Genomic DNA, 14587 nt, shown 5'->3' on the forward strand with positions numbered 1-14587 from the left:
GTTCACCGCCACCATCGTCCCTCACCGTCCCTGCCGATAATGCCCAGGTGTTGTCGCCAGGCTGCGCTTGAATAGCCGCTGCAAGTGCGCCTGGTCGGCAAACCCCGCAGCCTGCGCCGCGTCGGCAATCGCCACGCCATCGCGCAACTGCCGGCGCGCGTGCTGCAGGCGTGCATCGTTGAGCCAGGCATGGGGCGTCATGCCGTAGCGTTGCTTGAAGGCGCGAATCAGGTACGACGGCGACAGCCCCGCCACCTCGCTCATCTGCTCCAGGGTCAATGCCTCGGTGCACCGCGCGCGAATCAAGTCGACTACTCGCTGCAACCGCACACTACCGTCTTGCATCGTGTCATCCACCACGGCAAGCGTGCGCAGCATGACGGTAAAGAATTCCACCGCCATGCGCTCCTTCTCGGCATGGCTGCAGCCGGCGTCGACCAGGCAGGCGTACAGGTCGACTACCCCATCGAACAAAGCCCGATCGCTGGACAGCAATGGCGCCAGCGGCACCCAGTGCGTGCCGTCGCCTATGCCCATGCGCCCCTGCAATGCCGCCAGCCAAGGGGTATCGACGTAGAGCATGTGATACGCCCAGGGCTGGTCGTCGAGCGGATTACAGGCATGCGCGGCGCCGGGGTTCATCAACACCACGGTGCCCGCCTGGATGTCGCAGCGCAGGTCGCCATTGAGATAGGTGCTCTGCCCGGCTGTGACCGCGCCAATCGAGAAACTCTCGTGGGCATGCAGGGCATGGCTGATCCAGCGGCCGTCGCTGACGTCCCGCGCCTCGATAAACGGCAGCGCCGGGTCACGCCAGAAACGCGAAACAGCCTCGGCTTTCAGCGAGGCAGGCACGAACACGGACATGGCAGTTCCATCCCTAGGACACAGTGCCCAAAGCTTACCCCATCGCCGTCACGGTGACACCGGCGGCACGTAGGCCAACGTCGACCCCAGCGCCCACAGCAGGAACAGCACCAGCGGCGCGTGCACCAGCAGCTGGACGAACGAAAAACCGATCAAGTCCCGCGCCTTGAGCCCCAGCACACCCAGCAGCGGCAGCATATAGAACGGGTTGATCAGATTGGGCAATGCCTCCGCGGCGTTGTAGATCTGCACCGCCCAGCCCAGGTGATATTGCAGATCCTTGGCCACTTGCATCACATAGGGCGCCTCGATGATCCATTTGCCGCCACCGGAGGGGATGAAAAAGCCCAGCACCGCGGAGTAGATGCCCATCAGCAAGGCGTAAGTATCGTGGGAGGCGATCTGTACGAAAAAGCTCGAAATGTGATGCGCCAAGGTCTGCCCGTCGCCGCCCTTGACCGTGGTCATGATCGCCGCGATCGAGCCGTACAACGGAAACTGGATCAACACCCCGGTGGTGGTCGGCACCGCACGCGCTACCGCATCGAGGAAGCTGCGCGGCCGCCAATGCAACAACGCCCCCAGCATGATGAACAGAAAGTTGTAGGTGTTGAGGCCCGAGATCGCGGTGATTGCCGGTTTGCTCGAGAACTCGTGGTAGAGCCATCCCGCCGCCAGCAGCACCAGCAACAGGGTCAGCAGCGGGCTGTATTCCAGCCATTCGCCAGGGCGTGTGCGCGGCGTGATCGAGGCCACACTCACACCGGGATCGATACCGCAGGCCTTGGCGTCACGGGCACTCTGCGGCCCAGGTGCGGTGGCATAGGCGACCACCAGCGAAACCACCATCAGCACCAGCAGCATGGCCGCCGATTGCCAGAGGAAGATGGTCTGGGTGAACGGGATGACGCCGGTGATCGACAGGATCGACGGCGGCAAGCTCGCCGGGTTGGCCTGCAGCTGCGCGGCCGAAGACGACAGCCCCAGCGCCCAGACTGCGCCCAACCCCAGATAGGCTGCTGCACCGGCGGCGCGATAGTCCATTTTCAAATCGGTGCGGCGAGCCAGCGCCCGCACCAGCAAGCCGCCGAACACCAGCGACAGGCCCCAGTTGAGCAAGGAGGCGACCATCGAAATCACCGCCACCCACGCCACTGCCGAGCGGCCGTTGCGCGGCAGACGCGCGAGCTTGTCGATCAACCGCGCGGCGGGTGGTGAGCTGGCCACCACATAACCGCCAATTACCACAAAGGCCATCTGCAGGGTGAAGATGATCAGGCTCCAGTAGCCGTCACCAAAGGCCGTGGCCGTGGCGGTCGGCGTGCCACCGATGGCCAGGGCGCTGATGGCTACCACCAGCACCGCGACGGCGGCGAAGATATAGGAATCGGGAAACCAGCGTTCCGCCCAGTTGGAACAACGCAGGGCGAACAGGGCGTAACGGCTTTCCTGCAATGAAGCGGCCATCGGGTCATACCTTCGTTGGAATTATTATGGGTACAGCGAGCAGAGCCAGACAGCGTCACGCTAAAACGTCATTTCCGGCACATGCTCCGGCACGATCAGCTTGCCGGCAGTCTTGGCGACTATCTCCTCGACACTGACCCCCGGCGCCCGCTCGCGCAGAATGAACGCACCGTCTTCGATCTCCAGATAGGCCAGGTCGGTCAGCACCTTGCGAATGCACCCGGCGCCCGTCAGCGGCAGGCTGCATCGGCTGAGCAACTTGGACTCGCCGTCCTTGGAGGCATGGGTCATGGTGACGATGATGTTATCGGCACCGGCTACCAGATCCATGGCGCCGCCCATGCCCTTGATCAGCTTGCCGGGGATCATCCAGGACGCGATATTGCCCTGCACGTCCACCTCGAAGGCGCCGAGCACGGTCAGGTCGACATGGCCGCCCCTGATCATCGCGAATGACTGCGCCGAATCGAAGATCGATGCGCCTTTGCGCGCGGTGACCGTCTGCTTGCCGGCATTGATCATGTCGGCGTCAATGGTCTGCTCGGTCGGGAACTCGCCCATGCCCAGCAGGCCGTTTTCCGACTGCAGCATGACGTCGATGCCCTCGGGCACATAGTTGGCCACCAGGGTCGGAATACCGATGCCCAGGTTCACGTAATAACCGTCCTTGAGCTCGCGCGCCACACGCTGAGCCATCTGTTCGCGGGACAATGCCATGCTGAAACCTCTTGTTGTCGTAGGCGGCGATCAGGCCTTGAGAGTACGTTTTTCGATGCGCTTCTCGAAGGTGCCGAGGATCACCCGATCGACGAAGATGCCTGGCGTATGGATCTGACTGGGCTCGAGCTCGCCGGGCTCGACGATCTCTTCGACTTCCACCACGGTGATCCGACCCGCGCTGGCCGCCAGCGGATTGAAATTCTGCGCGGTGTGGCGGTACACCACGTTGCCGAAATGGTCGGCCTTCCAGCCCTTGACGATGGCAAAGTCGCCGATGATGGCTTCTTCGAGAATGTAGTGGCGACCGTTGAACTCGCGTACTTCCTTGCCCTCGGCCACCGGTGTGCCGTAGCCGGTGGCGGTGAAGAAGGCCGGGATACCGGCACCGCCGGCGCGCATCTTTTCCGCAAGGGTGCCTTGGGGGGTCAGCTCGACTTCCAGCTCGCCGTCGAGCAGCTGGCGCTCGAACAGCGCGTTCTCGCCTACATAGGAGGCAATCATCTTGCGGATCTGCCGGTCTTCCAGCAACACGCCAAGGCCGAAGCCGTCGACGCCGCAGTTGTTGGAGACCACGGTCAGGCCGCGCACGCCCTTGCGCTTGATCTCGGCGATGAGGTTTTCCGGGATGCCGCACAGGCCGAAGCCGCCGGACAGCACCGTCATGTTGTCGGTCAGGCCTTCCAGGGCTTGTTCGAGGGTTGCGACACGTTTGTCGAGTCCCGCCATGCTAAATCCGCCTTTTTGTCGTTATAGAGTCGGCCGCAGGTCGTCGGGGACCCGCGTCATAGAGCGTAGGGCTATATTCCCCTGCGCGCAGTCATTTGATAATTTTGTTTTTCTGATAAATTCATTTAAATCCCTTATCAATAATCCATCGAGGCGACCCGTGAACCTCAAGCAATTGCGCGCCTTTCTGGCCGTGGCCCAGCACCTCAGCTTCGTGCAAGCCGGCGAACGCCTGCATTTGTCGCAGCCGGCCCTGAGCCTGGCGATCAAGAGCCTGGAGGATGATCTCGGCGGCGCGCTGCTGACCCGCACCACCCGTAGCGTCGCCCTCACCCCCGAGGGAGAAACCCTGCTGCCCTTGGCGCGGCAACTGCTGGCCGACTGGGACAACACCGAGGAACTGCTGCGCCAGCATTTCACCTTGCAGCTGGGCAAGGTGTCGATCGCGGCCATGCCCTCCTTTGCCGGCAACCGCCTGCCCGAGGCACTCAAGCGATTTCGCGACCGTCACCCCAAGGTCAATGTCGCCGTGCACGATGTGATCAATGAACAGGTGCTGGAAATGGTCCGTCACCGCCGGGTAGAACTGGGCATCGGTTTCGAACCTGAATCCACCCAGTCGCTGGTGTTCATACCCTTCTATACCGACCGCTTCGTCGCGGTAGTACCGGCGGATTCGGCGCTGAGCGAGCGGCCACAGGTGACCTGGGGAGAACTGCTCGCGCACGATTTCATCACCCTGCAGCGACCATCGGCGGTACGCTTGCTGCTGGAGGCCGACCTGCACGAGCAACATGGCAAGCTGGCGGTCGCCTTTGAAAGCCATCAACTGAGCACGGTCGGGCGTATGGTCGCCTGTGGCCTGGGGGTCAGCGCCGTGCCCTCGCTGTGCATCGAGCAGATGCAGGAACTCGGCGCCCGCTGCGTACCCCTTGAAGCCCCGCGCATCGAACGCCGCATCGGCCTGATGCACCTGGCCGATCACAAACTGTCCGCCGCCGCCCAAGCGCTGCAAGAGGTGCTGATCGCTTGCGCATCGGGCTGAACCCGCCCACGCTGCGGCTGCCCAATACAGGAACATTCAATTCGCCACTCATTTGCCAAACGGCAGGAGAACACTGATGAGAACCCTGCAACTCGCCGGCCAATCCGTCCCCGTCATCGGCCAGGGCACCTGGCGCATGGGAGAAGACCCCAGCCAGCGCGCCCAGGAAGTCCGTGCACTGCAACAAGGCCTGGAGCACGGTCTGAGCCTGATCGACACCGCTGAAATGTACGGCGAAGGCGGCGCCGAAGAAGTGGTCGGCCAGGCCATTCGCGGTCAGCGCGACAAGGTGTTTCTGGTCAGCAAGGTGTACCCCCACAACGCCAGCCGCCGAGGCGTGCGCGACGCTTGCGAGCGCAGCCTCAAGCGCCTGGGCACCGAGCACATCGACCTGTATCTGCTGCATTGGCCCGGCAGTGAACCGCTGGAAGAAACGGTCGCAGGCTTCGAATCACTGATGGCCGACGGCAAGATCGGTCGTTGGGGGGTTTCGAACTTCGACGTTGCCGATATGGAGGAACTGGCCGACACCCGCTGCGCCACCAATCAGGTGCTTTACAACCCGCAAGCCCGCGGCATCGAGTTCGACCTGCTGCCTTGGGCGCAAAAGGCGCAACTGCCGATCATGGCCTACTGCCCGATCGCGCAGGGCGGCGGCGTGTTGCAGCATCCGGCCCTACGCCAGGTCGCCGAGCGCCACCGCATCACCCCGGCCCAGGCGTGCCTGGCCTGGGTGTTACGCCATCCCGGGATGATCGCGATTCCCAAGGCCAGCAGCAGCGCCCATATCACCGAAAACGCCGCTGCAGCGGATCTGCGTCTAGACGCCGAAGACTTCGCCTTGATCGACGCGGCGTTCGCGGCGCCCAAGCGCAAGCAGCGCCTATCGATGGTGTAGAACCACGCCCCAGCCTACTTCAACAGCGGATACAACGACGCCACCAGCAGCGCCGCCATCAGGCCATTGAACAGCATCAGCCAGCGGCGCTCCTGCAACACTCGGCGCAAAGCGGTGCCGCAGCCCACCCAGACGCACACGCTGGGCAGGTTGACGACCGCGAACACCAGCGCCACTACAAAGACATTAGCGATGTAACCATCGGCCGGCGTGTAGGTGGTAATGGCGCCGATCGCCATGACCCAGGCCTTGGGATTGACCCACTGGAAGGCCGCAGCCGCCAAAAAGCTCATGGGCTGGCGCTCGCCGGTGCTACCGTCCGTGCTAATGGGCCCCGACGTGGCGATCCGGTAGGCCAGATACAACAAATACGCGGCCCCGGCGTAGCGCAATACTGTGTACGCCACGGGCACCGCCTTGAAGACTGCCCCCAGACCCAGCCCCACCGCGAGTACCATCACCATGAAACCGATGCTCACCCCGAGGGCGTGGGGGATGCTGCGGCGAAAACCAAAGTTGACCCCCGATGCCAGCAGCAGGGTGTTGTTCGGGCCCGGCGTGATCGAAGAAACGAACGCGAAAAGAGTAAAGGCAGCCAGCAGATCCACGGTAAACGACATCGCTACACATCCATGCTCAGGTTTCTGGTTATGCACTCACGGTAGCCATTCCGAGGCGCCAGAAACCCATACAGTCGAAACAAATTGTTACATCACACTTCGCTGTACTGGCACACGCGCAATCCATCCTCGCGCAGCGGCGCGATCAGCCCGTAGCGTCTATGCTGCAACGCAACAGCAGTTCTCTTCGTCGGTGCACCTTGGGTGCCCCTACAGAAGCAACTTCCGGGGCCGATAGGATCGGTACCGCTTGAGGCTTTCGCCGCCGCCGGGAAAGTAGAGCCAATAAGACCATTTGTCGTACAGGGAAGCCGTAGACATGAAAAAAGCCAGCAGTCGCTTTGCCCGTCTTTCTCTTGCAATGCTGATGAGCGCCCCCCTCGCTCACGCCGCCGACCTGGTAGTTTCCAACTGGGATGGTTACATGGCCCCGGAGACCACCGACAACTTCGAAAAACTCACCGGTGCCAAGGTCATTACCGATATCCATGCCACCAACGAGGAAATCCTCACCAAGGTACTGGCTAACGGCGGTGAAGGCTTCGACGTACTCTTCGTCTCCTCGCCCGCCGCGGAGATCCTGCACAAAAAAGGCCTGCTGGCTGAGATCGACCCCACCAAGGTACCCAACCTCAAGAATCTCTACCCCGAGGCCACACGCCTCGAGTATGACCCTGGCAATCACTTCTCTGTGCCCTACGCTTGGGGCACCACCGGCATCTGCTACCGCGCCGACAAAGTGTCACCCGCGCCCGACAGCTGGAAACAACTGCTCAATCCCAGCGACGCACTCAAGGGCAAGGTGACCTTGCTGAGTACCGAGCGCTGGCTGATGGCGGCGGGTTTTCTGGCTAACGGGTGGGATGTGAACGACAGCAATCCGGCGCATATCAAAGCGGTGCGCGATCAATTGCTGAAAGCGCGCAAACGCATCCTGGGCTTCGATGACACCACCTTTCACGCCAAACTGGTGTCCGGCGAAACCTACATGGCCCATGCGTTCGATGGCTGGTGCAACTACGGCACGGCGGAAAACCCCGACGTCAAGTTTGCAGTGCCCAAAGAGGGTTCCGACCTGTGGGTCGACACCATGGTGATTTTGAAGAAGTCGAAGAATATCGATAACGCCCAAGCCTTCGTCAATTTCATCCTGACGCCGAAAAATCACGTCTGGGTGGTCGAGAATGTCGACTACAAGATCCCCAACAGGGTAGCGATGGACGGTGTCGATCCGGCGTTGCTGGCCAAGTTTCCCAACTTGACCACAACACCGGCAGAACTCTTGAAGATGCATTTGCTACGCGATGTCAGCGATGCGACGCACCAGGCTTATACCGCAGCGGTGCGGGACGTGGTGACCGCGCCCTGATCAACTGGGATGCTGAATGCCAAGCGCCTTGTCGACTCCGTCGAGCATTTGCCCGATGGTCCAGGGTTTGCGCAGGAAAGTCACCGGATGCACGACCCCGGAGCTTTCCGGCGTTTCATGGCCGGACATCACCAGAATCGGCAACTCGGGCCATTTGTCGTGGCTGACATTGGCGAGCCCGGCACCATCGATGCTGCCCGGCATGCGTATGTCGGTCAGCAGCAAGTCGAACTCTGCAGAACGTCTATTCAGTTCCTCGAGCGCCAAGTCTGCATTTTCCACCGCAAAGGTAGAAAACTTCTCCAACTCCAGCATCTCGCACACGAAGTCCCGAATGATCGGCTCGTCTTCAACGACCAATACCAATCCCCGGTGTTCGGGGGAGCGTTCCTTCAAGATTGCATTCACGTTCAGTTACCCGTAGTCAGTGGCGCCATCGAGCATTTTCAACAGCCTGTGCAAGATGTGAGCGACTAAGAGCGACAAGATTCACTTTTGATACAACCGATTGTCTATTTGGCGATGGAAAAACTTGATTTTCAGGCTTTGCACAGGACGTAGACGCGCCACAAGGCGTAAAGCGGGAAGGCATCCAGACGTTCCTGCACGCGAAAACCGGCCTGGCGGAACTCGTCTTCGACCGTGGCACGGGGGATCACGAAACGGTGATGCTCGTCACGCTGCGGACCCAGCAAGTGTCGGCGCTGCTCCAGACGCTTGCGTTTCCAGGACTTGAAGTTGCCATCGATCCACAGCGACACGATGAGCGTTTCGCGGGTCACACGGTGGAATTCCTTGAGCATTTTCAGGCGTTGTGCGGCATCGCCAACACGATGCAGCATGCGCATGCTGAAGATGCTGTCGACGGCGTTGTCCGGCAGGTCGATGGCAAACGCCGAGGTCTGCAATGGCCGAATGCGCGCTGCCAGTTCGGCGGGCTGCAGGGCGCTGGCGGCCTCGATGCTGGCCGCCGAGCTGCCGGCAGCGATGATCACGCGGTTGGGTTTTTCGCCGAGCATGGGCCAGAAACGGCCATTACCGCAGGGCAGATCGAGGATCAGCCCCGGATCGCCCGCTCGCGACAGCGCTTTGCGGGCCAGTTGTTCGTCGCGGTGCTGCGACAGTCTGCGTGAGAGCGTTGCCTGATCTTTCATAAAATCGCGCGAGGCATGTTCCTGATCGTTTTGACGAGGTGTGATCGGGCCGCTCATGGCGCTCTCCGGTTATGCATGAGCGATAGATTACCGCGTAAGTTGGCGCAGCATGGCCAACCATTTGTGAAAAAACTGTCATGTTTTCTGGGGCTTGGGCGCTCGGATCAGCCTTTTGCCAATGCCGGCAGATGAACGGCGCCCCATTCCACGCTAAAGCGACAGCCATGGGGCTCACGGCTGGTGAGCGTCACATGCCAGCCCTGGCTGTTACAGATCCGCTGCACCAGGGACAAGCCCAGGCCCAGGCCCTCGCCGCGCCGCTCGTCGCCGCGCACGAAAGGCTGGAACATGGCATTGCGTTTTTCCTCGGGGATGCCGATGCCGCTGTCCTCGACCATAAAGCCATGGGGCTGCAGCGTCAGGCGCACGAAGCCTTGGTCAGTGTAGTGCCAGGCGTTGCGCAACAGGTTGCCCATCACCGAATACAGACAGGTGTGGTTGAACAGCGTGGGGCTGTCGACTTCGCACTCGTAGGAAAACTCCAGGCCCTTTTCGTTGATCTGCCGTCCCCAGATTTCCACCAGATCGTCGGCCACCTGATGCAGGGTCGCTTGCTGGCCGGAGCCGGCGGCAGGGTCGCTGGCGCGGGCCAATAGTAAAAAGGTTTCGATCAACTGATGCATTTCGGCACTGGCGCGGGCGATACGTACCACCTGGCGCTGGGCACGAGGATCGATGTCAGGGTTGTCGAGCAACGAGGTGCAGGCGTGCTGCAGGCCTTGCAGCGGGGTGCGCAATTCGTGGCTGACGTCGGCGGTGAACTGCTGCTCGCGGCCCAGAGCGGCGCGTAGTTTGCCCAGCGTCTGATCGAAGGCCACCGCCAGCTCGCCCACTTCATCGGCGGCGTAGTCGGTCGACAGCGGCGACGCCAACGCAATGGTTTCGTCGCGCTGACGGATCTGCCGCGCCAGCAGGATCACCGGCGCCATGACGCGCCGGGCGAGCAAACGGCCGAGGACCATCGCCAGCACCACGCTCAGGGCAAAACCGCCGACCACCACGGCAATCAGCAACTGCTCGCGATGCTCGACGCTCTGGCGATCGCGCAACAGCACGTATTTGCGCCCGTCGACCTCGCCGACCATGGCGAAATATGGGTCCTGATTGAACACCGCGTCCTGAAAACCGATCGGCAGCGCGCGCAATTCGTCAGTCAGGGCCAGGTCCCGCGGACCGTTGTCGGCGAAGAACAGCTCGTCCTTCTCCGGGCGATGCACCCAGTCCTGCGCGTTGTCGACCTTGAGCAGGCGATTGAGGTTGCCGCCCATGCTGGCATCGGTCAGGCGGCGCTCGACCACGTGCACGGCGGCCACGATCCCGATAGCGAAAATACCCGCCACCACGGTGCTCATCAGCGCGAAGACAATGACAATGCGCTGCGCCAGGCTTTGTTTGAAATCCATGGTGATTCGGTGTTCCTTATGACAGACCAGAGGCAAAGCGTTGCAGAAGATAACCAGTTGTAGCGTGCAAGTCTTGCGACACGTACAGAAAGTCTCGCACCTCGCTACGGGGTTGTTGATTTTCCGCCGTCGAAGCAGTAACCCGCGCCCGCTATGGTGCGGATCAACGAATACTCGAAGCCTTCGTCAAGTTTGCGCCGCAAACGGTGGATGTGCTTGTCGATGACGTTGTCATTCGGGTCGAAGGCATAGTTCCACGCGCTGTCGAGCAGCATATCGCGCGTCACCACCTGGCCGCTGTGGCGCATGAGTTTCTCCAACAGCAGGGTCTCGCGATGCTGCAGGGTGATGACTCGGCCCTGACGCGTGGCCATCCGCGTGGCGCAATCCAGGCTTAACTCGCCCACCGTCAGGCGCCGGGGCTGATCCAGCGACTGGCCCTGCTGCTGGCGCCCCCGACACAACGCATCCAGGCGTGCCAGCACCTCGGCGAAGGCATACGGCTTGGCCAGGTAATCGTCGCAGCCGGCCCGCAAGCCCTCGACGCGGTCCTGGGTCGAGCCTTGAGCACTGAGCATCAACACCGGCGTCGCCACCCCCTGCTCACGCAACCGCGCGATCACCTGCAGACCGTCGAGCCCCGGCAAGCGCCGATCCACCACCAGCACGTCGTGGATCGCCTCCAGCGCCATGGCCAGCCCGCCGTGGCCATCCACGGCGACATCCACCACATGGCCACCTTCAGTCAACCCGCGCAACAGGTAATGGGCTGTCGGACCATCGTCTTCTATCACCAGCACGCGCAACCCGCACCTCCGCCACCGCGTGGCTAAACTTTTGTTTAGGCGACGACGACATCTGCCACCCCCACCCCGTGGCACACTATGCCATGCAACTTCATTGTTAAAGCGCATCGTCAAGGAGGGGTGCACCGCCATGACCCACGTTCTGGTCGTCGAAGATGACTTCACCACCGCCCGCGAAATCGAGGCCGCCCTGCAGGATCACGGTTTCAGTGTCAGCCAGGTCGACAACGGCCGCGACGCGCTGGTCAGGGCTCTGAGCGAAAGTTTCGACCTCATCGTCCTTGATCGCATGCTCCACGGCGCCCTCGATGGCCTGGCCGTGCTCACCGCCCTGCGCGCTGCCGGGGTAGCCACCCCGGTGCTGATCCTCAGTGCCCTCAGCGCGCTGGACGAACGCGTGCGCGGTCTGCGTGCCGGCGGCGACGACTACCTGACCAAGCCGTTCGAGTTCATCGAGCTCACTGCGCGGTTGGACGCCCTCAACCGCCGCCGCATCGGCCCGCTGGCAACGCACAGTGAAAGCCGCCTGAAAGTCGGCCCGTTGGAGGTCGACCTGCTCAAGCGCAGCGTGCGCCGCGGCGAGCGAGTCATCGAACTGGTCCCGCGCGAGTACGCCCTGCTCGAACACCTGATGCGCAACCCGGACCAGGTGGTGACCCGCACCATGCTGTTCGAAGCGGTGTGGAATTACAGCTACGACGAACGCACCAACGTCATCGAGGTGCACATCGGCCGCCTGCGCCGCAAGATCGATGCCGAGCAAGAGCCGCCCATGCTGCACACGGTCAGGGGAGCCGGCTATGTACTCCGTGCGCCTGAGTGATATCCCGCGCACCATCAGTTTCCGCACTGGGTTGATGTTCCTGGGCCTGTTCCTGTTCTCCTTTCTGGCGCTGTTCGGCTACATCTACTGGCAGACCACCGTGTACCTGCGCGCCGAAGCCGACGCCGCGCTGCATCGCCAGGCTGACAACCGCAGCCGCCTGAGCAGCGTCGACCGCCTGCAGGAAATCCTCGTGCACAACCGCCAGGACGCCGATCAACGCACCCCGCACTCGCTGTTCGATGCCGAAGGCAACCACCTGGCGGGGGCCGTCAAACAGCTGCCCGACACCAAGGTCTTCGATCGCCCCTCTGACTACAACTGGCACAAGGCCGACGACCGCCACCGCCCGCTGCGCTTCATGCTGCACCGCCTCGACGACGGCAACATCCTCATGGTCGCCCAGGATGCCCACGACATTCATGAATTCAACGAGCTGCTGGTGCGCGCGATGATTTCCGGCGGTGTGCTGTTGCTGCTGGTCGGCCTGGTGGGGTCGATCGCCTTGGGCTATTTCGCCCGTCGCCGCCTCGATTCACTCAGCCACTCGATCAGCGAAATCGTCAAAGGCGACCTGTCACGCCGGCTGCCCACCCGCGGCAACAACGATGACGTCGACCGTATCGCCATGGTGGTCAACGGCATGCTCGACGAGCTCGAACGCCTGATGAGCGAAGTCAAAGGCGTGTGCGACGACATCGCCCACGATCTGCGCACGCCCTTGACCCGGCTGATGGCCGGCCTCGAGCGCGCCCAGCGCCGCGGGGTGACGGCCGACGACTATGCGCGCACCATCGATGCGGCGCTGAGCGAGGCCGGCGCGCTGCTGTCGACCTTCCGCGCACTGCTGCGCATATCCGAGATAGAGGACAGCGCCCGCCGCAGCCACTTCGCACCGGTGGACCTTAATCTTGTCGCTGCGGACGCCGCCGAGTTGTTCGAGCCCCTGGCCGAGGAGCGCGGCATCAGCCTCACCTATGCACCCTCGCCCAACACGCCGATGATCTCCGGCGACGTCCAGCTGTTGTTCGATGCGACCTGCAACCTGCTGGACAACGCCATCAAGTTCTCCCCGGACCAGGGTGCAGTGCACTTGAGCATCAGCGACGGCCCCGAGGGCGTCAGCCTGCACGTCAGCGATAACGGCCCGGGCATTGCCGAGGCCGAGCGCGAGGCAGTGCTGCGCCGCCTGTACCGCGCCGAAGCCAGCCGACACACCCCTGGCAATGGCCTGGGCTTGAGCATGGTCGCGGCGGTGGCGCGCCTGCATGACATGAGTCTGTGCATCGGCGACGCGCAACCCGGCTGCCTGGTCGAATTGCGGCTCAGGCCTGCACGCGCCTGATCAGCGGCCCCCATCGTCTTGTTGATGGCGCATCAACAGGGTGCAGAACGACCACAACCGGTGCAGCGCCTCGTCGGCCACCGGTCATTGAGCGCGATTACATTGAACGAATCGCCGCCAACCCCTCTCAACCACCTGAATATCGCCGACCGTCACGCTGAAATGAGCGCCTTTTGCCCTATCGAAAGCGCCTGACCGGCCGATCTAGAGTTATGACGGGGGCAATGACAAGTTTGGCTTGCGCCTTGCATATGACAGATTGATGAAGGTTTTATTACAGCAGGTGCACCTATGAAGCAGCGCGCCACTATTCTCTGCAAGCGCGATCAGGAAATCCTCTTTGTGCGCAAGCCCAAGGCCAAGTGGAACCTGCCCGGCGGCAAGGTCGAAGACGGCGAAACCCCCTTCGAAGCCGCATTGCGCGAACTCGCCGAAGAAACCGGCGTGCTGGCGCCCAATCTCGACTTCATCGCCCTCTACGAAGGCAACAAGGTGTTGCATCACGTCTTCGCCATCGACGTGCCGAAATCCACCAAGGCCTCGGCGCAGAACGAAATTGCCAACTGCAAATGGCTCACCTGGAAAGAGCTAAACGACCGCGACCTCAATCCGTCGATCAAGGGCCTGGTGAAAGCGCTCGGGCGCTGACCAAGACGCCCTCCTGGCTGACGACCCAGCCAGCCCGAGTGAACCGGCCCTGACGAGCCCCCTACGCCACCACCACCTCACTGATCTGAATCAACGGCACCAGGTCGGTATAGTTCTTGATATCGCCATTGACGATATCGGAGTGTGGCCCCATGCCCGCCTGGAACGATTCCACCGAATCGCAATACAGATGGCAGGCCGCGATGTAGATCGGCGGCTCGCCGGCAATGCCGTTACCCAAGCCCTTCTCGATGCTGTAGCGCAGCAGGCTGGCGCCCATGTACTGCTTGACCAGCGGCAAGTGGCTGTCTCGGTAATAGTCGTGGTCGAAACGGGCATCGGCCTGGTAGGGGTACAGCACGCTGACTTTGATCACGAAGCGGGTCCTCGACGTTTAAATTAGCGGCCAGTATGCAGCGACGCCATGCAGCACGCCAACTCCCTCCCCCATATAGCCAATACATAGACCTGACCATAGCCAAATAGCCAATCAGTCTTGCTGCACCGTGCAGCTCATCCCCGCTGCCTTGACGCGTCACAGTGCCACTACTAGATTTGACGTCAACAAACAGTCAAATAACGCTGTTTCGTCGGGCGCCAATGTTTCGTCGGACGGGCGGCGTCATCTTCCCGTTG

Annotated in this window: 16 protein-coding genes; 6 read left to right on the plus strand and 10 right to left on the minus strand. The window is 62.0% G+C overall.

Features of this window, described 5'->3' with window-relative positions; all coding sequences use genetic code 11:
- Positions 1 to 21 precede the first annotated feature (21 nt).
- The 4 genes from REH34_RS02045 to REH34_RS02060 are packed head-to-tail and all read right to left on the minus strand — an operon-like array spanning position 22 to position 3780.
- On the minus strand, positions 22 to 867 hold the full coding sequence (locus REH34_RS02045; protein ID WP_226504569.1) for an AraC family transcriptional regulator: 846 nt from the start codon (positions 865 to 867) through the stop codon (positions 22 to 24).
- 48 nt (positions 868 to 915) lie between these two features.
- Complete coding sequence (locus REH34_RS02050) at positions 916 to 2334, minus strand: TIGR00366 family protein (protein ID WP_311970561.1); 1419 nt, start codon at positions 2332 to 2334, stop codon at positions 916 to 918.
- A gap of 60 nt (positions 2335 to 2394) precedes the next feature.
- The gene (locus REH34_RS02055) at positions 2395 to 3051 is read right to left on the minus strand and encodes a CoA transferase subunit B (RefSeq protein WP_226504571.1); all 657 of its coding nucleotides are present in this window, start codon (positions 3049 to 3051) and stop codon (positions 2395 to 2397) included.
- Positions 3052 to 3081: 30 nt separating this feature from the next.
- Positions 3082 to 3780, minus strand: coding sequence for a CoA transferase subunit A (locus tag REH34_RS02060; protein WP_311970562.1), 699 nt, complete (start codon positions 3778 to 3780; stop codon positions 3082 to 3084).
- Positions 3781 to 3940: 160 nt separating this feature from the next.
- Here REH34_RS02060 and REH34_RS02065 point away from each other — a divergent pair, with 160 nt between their 5' ends.
- Both REH34_RS02065 and REH34_RS02070 read left to right on the plus strand, forming a co-directional pair.
- The gene (locus tag REH34_RS02065; RefSeq protein WP_311970563.1) at positions 3941 to 4825 is read left to right on the plus strand and encodes a LysR family transcriptional regulator; all 885 of its coding nucleotides are present in this window, start codon (positions 3941 to 3943) and stop codon (positions 4823 to 4825) included.
- A 76-nt stretch (positions 4826 to 4901) separates the two neighbouring features.
- The gene (locus REH34_RS02070; protein WP_311970564.1) at positions 4902 to 5723 is read left to right on the plus strand and encodes an aldo/keto reductase; all 822 of its coding nucleotides are present in this window, start codon (positions 4902 to 4904) and stop codon (positions 5721 to 5723) included.
- A gap of 14 nt (positions 5724 to 5737) precedes the next feature.
- Here the strand turns inward: REH34_RS02070 and REH34_RS02075 are convergent, their stop codons facing one another.
- Positions 5738 to 6343 carry a LysE family translocator gene (locus tag REH34_RS02075; RefSeq protein ID WP_226504575.1) on the minus strand — a complete coding sequence of 202 codons (606 nt, stop codon included), beginning with the start codon at positions 6341 to 6343 and terminating at the stop codon, positions 5738 to 5740.
- A 319-nt stretch (positions 6344 to 6662) separates the two neighbouring features.
- Here REH34_RS02075 and REH34_RS02080 point away from each other — a divergent pair, with 319 nt between their 5' ends.
- Entirely contained in the window at positions 6663 to 7712 is a 1050-nt protein-coding gene (locus REH34_RS02080; protein ID WP_311970565.1) for a spermidine/putrescine ABC transporter substrate-binding protein, read from the plus strand.
- Here the strand turns inward: REH34_RS02080 and REH34_RS02085 are convergent, their stop codons facing one another.
- The 4 genes from REH34_RS02085 to REH34_RS02100 all read right to left on the minus strand — a co-directional run bounded on the left by REH34_RS02085 (position 7713) and on the right by REH34_RS02100 (position 11135).
- A complete protein-coding gene (locus REH34_RS02085; RefSeq protein WP_226504577.1) occupies positions 7713 to 8120 on the minus strand; it encodes a response regulator in 408 nt (135 codons plus the stop codon).
- Positions 8121 to 8251: 131 nt separating this feature from the next.
- Positions 8252 to 8923 (minus strand): class I SAM-dependent methyltransferase, encoded by a 672-nt coding sequence (locus REH34_RS02090; protein WP_226504578.1) that lies wholly within the window; start codon positions 8921 to 8923, stop codon positions 8252 to 8254.
- Positions 8924 to 9030: 107 nt separating this feature from the next.
- Positions 9031 to 10329 (minus strand): HAMP domain-containing sensor histidine kinase, encoded by a 1299-nt coding sequence (locus tag REH34_RS02095; RefSeq protein ID WP_226504579.1) that lies wholly within the window; start codon positions 10327 to 10329, stop codon positions 9031 to 9033.
- Between the two features lie 104 nt (positions 10330 to 10433).
- Positions 10434 to 11135 (minus strand): response regulator transcription factor, encoded by a 702-nt coding sequence (locus REH34_RS02100; RefSeq protein ID WP_311970566.1) that lies wholly within the window; start codon positions 11133 to 11135, stop codon positions 10434 to 10436.
- Positions 11136 to 11265: 130 nt separating this feature from the next.
- On the opposite strand from REH34_RS02100, the gene REH34_RS02105 reads away from it, so the two are divergent.
- The 3 genes from REH34_RS02105 to REH34_RS02115 all read left to right on the plus strand — a co-directional run bounded on the left by REH34_RS02105 (position 11266) and on the right by REH34_RS02115 (position 13951).
- Positions 11266 to 11958: a response regulator transcription factor gene (locus REH34_RS02105; RefSeq protein ID WP_226504581.1), complete on the plus strand. Its 693-nt coding sequence runs from the start codon at positions 11266 to 11268 to the stop codon at positions 11956 to 11958.
- Positions 11936 to 13303, plus strand: a complete 1368-nt coding sequence (locus REH34_RS02110; RefSeq protein ID WP_311970567.1) for a HAMP domain-containing sensor histidine kinase — start codon at positions 11936 to 11938, stop codon at positions 13301 to 13303. Before REH34_RS02105 ends, REH34_RS02110 begins: the two co-directional genes overlap by 23 nt.
- Before the next feature lie 291 nt (positions 13304 to 13594).
- Positions 13595 to 13951: an NUDIX hydrolase gene (locus REH34_RS02115; RefSeq protein WP_226504583.1), complete on the plus strand. Its 357-nt coding sequence runs from the start codon at positions 13595 to 13597 to the stop codon at positions 13949 to 13951.
- A gap of 61 nt (positions 13952 to 14012) precedes the next feature.
- Here REH34_RS02115 and REH34_RS02120 read toward each other — a convergent pair whose 3' ends face one another.
- Positions 14013 to 14327: an EthD family reductase gene (locus REH34_RS02120; RefSeq protein WP_311970568.1), complete on the minus strand. Its 315-nt coding sequence runs from the start codon at positions 14325 to 14327 to the stop codon at positions 14013 to 14015.
- Between the last annotated feature and the right edge of the window lie 260 nt (positions 14328 to 14587).

This window comes from Pseudomonas baltica, assembly GCF_031880315.1.
GTDB lineage: Bacteria > Pseudomonadota > Gammaproteobacteria > Pseudomonadales > Pseudomonadaceae > Aquipseudomonas.

Bases quoted from the DNA above. Each gene is read 5' to 3' on its own strand.
- REH34_RS02045 (WP_226504569.1), bottom strand. From the start codon at position 867: ATGTCCGTGTTCGTGCCTGCCTCGCTGAAAGCCGAGGCTGTTTCGCGT.
- REH34_RS02050 (WP_311970561.1), bottom strand. From the start codon at position 2,334: ATGGCCGCTTCATTGCAGGAAAGCCGTTACGCCCTGTTCGCCCTGCGT.
- REH34_RS02055 (WP_226504571.1), bottom strand. From the start codon at position 3,051: ATGGCATTGTCCCGCGAACAGATGGCTCAGCGTGTGGCGCGCGAGCTC.
- REH34_RS02060 (WP_311970562.1), bottom strand. From the start codon at position 3,780: ATGGCGGGACTCGACAAACGTGTCGCAACCCTCGAACAAGCCCTGGAA.
- REH34_RS02070 (WP_311970564.1), top strand. From the start codon at position 4,902: ATGAGAACCCTGCAACTCGCCGGCCAATCCGTCCCCGTCATCGGCCAG.
- REH34_RS02075 (WP_226504575.1), bottom strand. From the start codon at position 6,343: ATGTCGTTTACCGTGGATCTGCTGGCTGCCTTTACTCTTTTCGCGTTC.
- REH34_RS02080 (WP_311970565.1), top strand. From the start codon at position 6,663: ATGAAAAAAGCCAGCAGTCGCTTTGCCCGTCTTTCTCTTGCAATGCTG.
- REH34_RS02090 (WP_226504578.1), bottom strand. From the start codon at position 8,923: ATGAGCGGCCCGATCACACCTCGTCAAAACGATCAGGAACATGCCTCG.
- REH34_RS02095 (WP_226504579.1), bottom strand. From the start codon at position 10,329: ATGGATTTCAAACAAAGCCTGGCGCAGCGCATTGTCATTGTCTTCGCG.
- REH34_RS02105 (WP_226504581.1), top strand. From the start codon at position 11,266: ATGACCCACGTTCTGGTCGTCGAAGATGACTTCACCACCGCCCGCGAA.
- REH34_RS02110 (WP_311970567.1), top strand. From the start codon at position 11,936: ATGTACTCCGTGCGCCTGAGTGATATCCCGCGCACCATCAGTTTCCGC.
- REH34_RS02115 (WP_226504583.1), top strand. From the start codon at position 13,595: ATGAAGCAGCGCGCCACTATTCTCTGCAAGCGCGATCAGGAAATCCTC.